We start from the raw sequence: 2,854 nt of genomic DNA, 5'->3' as shown, positions 1-2,854 counted from the left end.
GGGCCGGTCCGGGGTACGGCGGTGACCGAGCCGGACGGCGGCCCGGTGACCGGGTCGCCACCATCCAGTACCAGCCTCGAGACCGAACCCGACGCTGCCCCAGCCGCCGAATCGTCGGAGGACGCCGGAAGCAGCGAAGACTCGACCGACTTCGAAGGACCACGCCGCCGTGCGCGCCGGGAACGCGAAGAACGCCGCGCCGCCCAGGCTCGCGCCACGGCGATCGAGCTGGCCCGCCGGGAGGCCAAGCGTAAGGCCCGGGGTACGCCGCCGGCTGATTCGGTTCCGCGGGGCACCGTGCGTGGCTTGAAGATGGCGCTGCTCATGGTGTTGCTGGCGGTGCTCACCGTCGCCTTGGGGCTGGTGCTCTACTTCACGCCGGTGATGTCGGCGCGCAGCGTCATCGTCGTCGGGCTCGCCACGGTGACGCGCGATGAAGTGCTCGGCGCAGCCAAGGTGCGACCGGGGATGCCGCTGCTGCAGATCGACACCGACCGGGTCGCCGACCGGGTGGCCGCGATTCCGCGGGTGGCCAGCGCCCGGGTGCAGCGTCAGTACCCGTCAGCGCTGCGCATCACGATCGCAGAGCGAATGCCGGTGGTGGTCAAAGACTTTCCCGACGGGCCGCACCTCTACGACCGTGACGGAGTCGACTTCGCGGTCGCTCCGCCGCCGCCGTCGCTGCCGTATCTGGACGTCGACAACCCTGGGCCGTCGGATCCGGCGACCAAGGCCGCGCTGCAAGTGCTGACCGTGCTGCGGCCGGAGGTCGCCGGTCAAGTGGGCCGGATCGCAGCGCCCTCGGTGGCCTCGATCACCCTGACGCTGACCGACGGGCGCGTCGTGGTGTGGGGAACCACCGACCACACCGAGGAGAAGGCCGAGAAACTCGCGGCGCTGTTGACTCAACCCGGGCACACCTACGACGTGTCCAGCCCGGACTTGCCGACCGTCAAATAGCGACCACCCGCCGAGGTCACGCCGACGTGACGGTGGCCGGGCAGGGCCCGGCGAACACCGCTGGTCGGCACTCCCGCCTGACGATCGAAGGGCCGTCGCGGAAAATTGCCGAAATTGGCCTGCGGCGCGTCGGCGCGCCTGCATCGTTCGCACGGGTCGTCCCCATACCGTTCTGATCACGCGGAACTACTTGACATAACTCTAAATCTCTGGTTGAGGTTGAGAGTTTGGGGAAGTCAAAGCAGGTCCGCATCACGCCAGTTCCCCTAGGGAGGAAGACGCAATGATGACCCCCCCGCACAACTACCTCGCCGTCATCAAAGTCGTGGGTATCGGCGGTGGCGGCGTCAACGCTGTCAACCGGATGATCGAGCAGGGCCTCAAAGGCGTGGAGTTCATCGCCATCAACACCGACGCCCAGGCGCTGTTGATGAGCGACGCCGACGTCAAACTCGACGTCGGGCGCGACTCCACCCGCGGGCTCGGCGCCGGCGCCGACCCGGAGGTCGGGCGCAAGGCAGCCGAGGACGCCAAAGACGAGATAGAAGAGCTGCTCCGCGGCGCTGACATGGTGTTCGTCACCGCCGGTGAGGGCGGCGGAACGGGCACCGGCGGCGCGCCCGTCGTCGCCAGCATCGCCCGCAAACTGGGCGCGCTGACCGTCGGGGTGGTCACCCGGCCGTTCTCGTTCGAAGGGAAGCGGCGCGGCAATCAGGCCGAGAACGGCATCGCCTCGTTGCGGGAAAGCTGCGACACCCTGATCGTGATTCCCAATGACCGGTTGCTGCAGATGGGTGACGCCGCGGTGTCGCTGATGGACGCGTTCCGTAGCGCCGACGAGGTGCTGCTCAACGGTGTGCAGGGCATCACCGACCTGATCACCACTCCGGGGCTGATCAACGTCGACTTCGCCGACGTCAAAGGCATCATGTCCGGTGCCGGCACGGCGCTGATGGGTATCGGCTCGGCGCGCGGCGAGGGCCGGGCGCTCAAGGCCGCCGAGACCGCGATCAACTCCCCGCTGCTGGAAGCCTCGATGGAAGGCGCCCAGGGTGTACTGATGTCGATCGCCGGTGGCAGCGACCTGGGTCTGTTCGAGATCAACGAGGCGGCGTCGCTGGTGCAAGACGCCGCCCACCAGGATGCCAACATCATCTTCGGCACCGTCATCGACGACTCGCTGGGCGACGAAGTGCGCGTGACCGTGATCGCTGCCGGCTTCGACGCGATGGGGCCCGGCCGCGAACCGATCGTGAGCACCCCGGCCAGCGCCCAGACGATCGCGCCGGCCACGGCAGGCACGGTGAGTTCCAGTCTGTTCGAGCCGGCCGACGCGGTCAGTGTGCCGCGGCACACCAACGGCTCGACCCTCAACCTCGGCGGTGGTGACGACGAGGACGTCGACGTGCCGCCTTTCATGCGCCGCTAGTTCCTCCAGCGGTGTTCGCCGGGCCTGCCCGGCCACCGTGGGTGTCTGCACACGACACACCGATCGCCGGCGGGGGCAGCTGTGCACCCTCGCGCCGGCGGCCCGGATACTGGGCTTGGAATACTGGCTCAGTGGGTTACCGAATTCGGCGCGTGACGACCACCAGGGCGGGCGGCGTCTCAAGGCCGCCGTACGACACCTTCAACTTGGGTGATCATGTCGGTGATGACCCGTCCGCGGTGGCGGCTAACCGGACTCGACTTGCTCAGGCCATCGGCCTGGGCCCCGACCGGGTGGTGTGGATGAATCAGGTGCACGGCGTTCGGGTCGAGGTGGTCGACGAGCCGCGAGGTGCCGCGGTCGACGCCACGGACGCCCTGGTCACCCGCACCTCTGGGCTGGCGCTGGCGGTGATCACGGCCGACTGCGTGCCGGTGCTGCTGGCCGATGCGCGGGCCGGGGTGG

3 protein-coding genes are annotated in these 2,854 nt (G+C 68.8%); all 3 read left to right on the top strand.

Annotated features, from left to right (window positions below; translation table 11 throughout):
- Positions 1–21: 21 nt before the first annotated feature.
- On the top strand, positions 22–960 hold the full coding sequence (locus WA317_RS13055; protein ID WP_425173432.1) for a cell division protein FtsQ/DivIB: 939 nt from the start codon (positions 22–24) through the stop codon (positions 958–960).
- Between the two features lie 286 nt (positions 961–1,246).
- On the top strand, positions 1,247–2,389 hold the full coding sequence (gene ftsZ, locus WA317_RS13050; RefSeq protein ID WP_425173431.1) for a cell division protein FtsZ: 1,143 nt from the start codon (positions 1,247–1,249) through the stop codon (positions 2,387–2,389).
- Positions 2,390–2,520: 131 nt separating this feature from the next.
- The coding region (locus WA317_RS13045) for a polyphenol oxidase family protein (RefSeq protein WP_425173430.1) at positions 2,521–2,854 on the top strand (334 nt) is incomplete at its 3' end.

The organism is Mycobacterium sp. (assembly GCF_049802695.1).
In the GTDB taxonomy this organism is placed as follows: domain Bacteria; phylum Actinomycetota; class Actinomycetes; order Mycobacteriales; family Mycobacteriaceae; genus Mycobacterium.
This window is presented reverse-complemented; position numbering and strand designations above follow the sequence as displayed.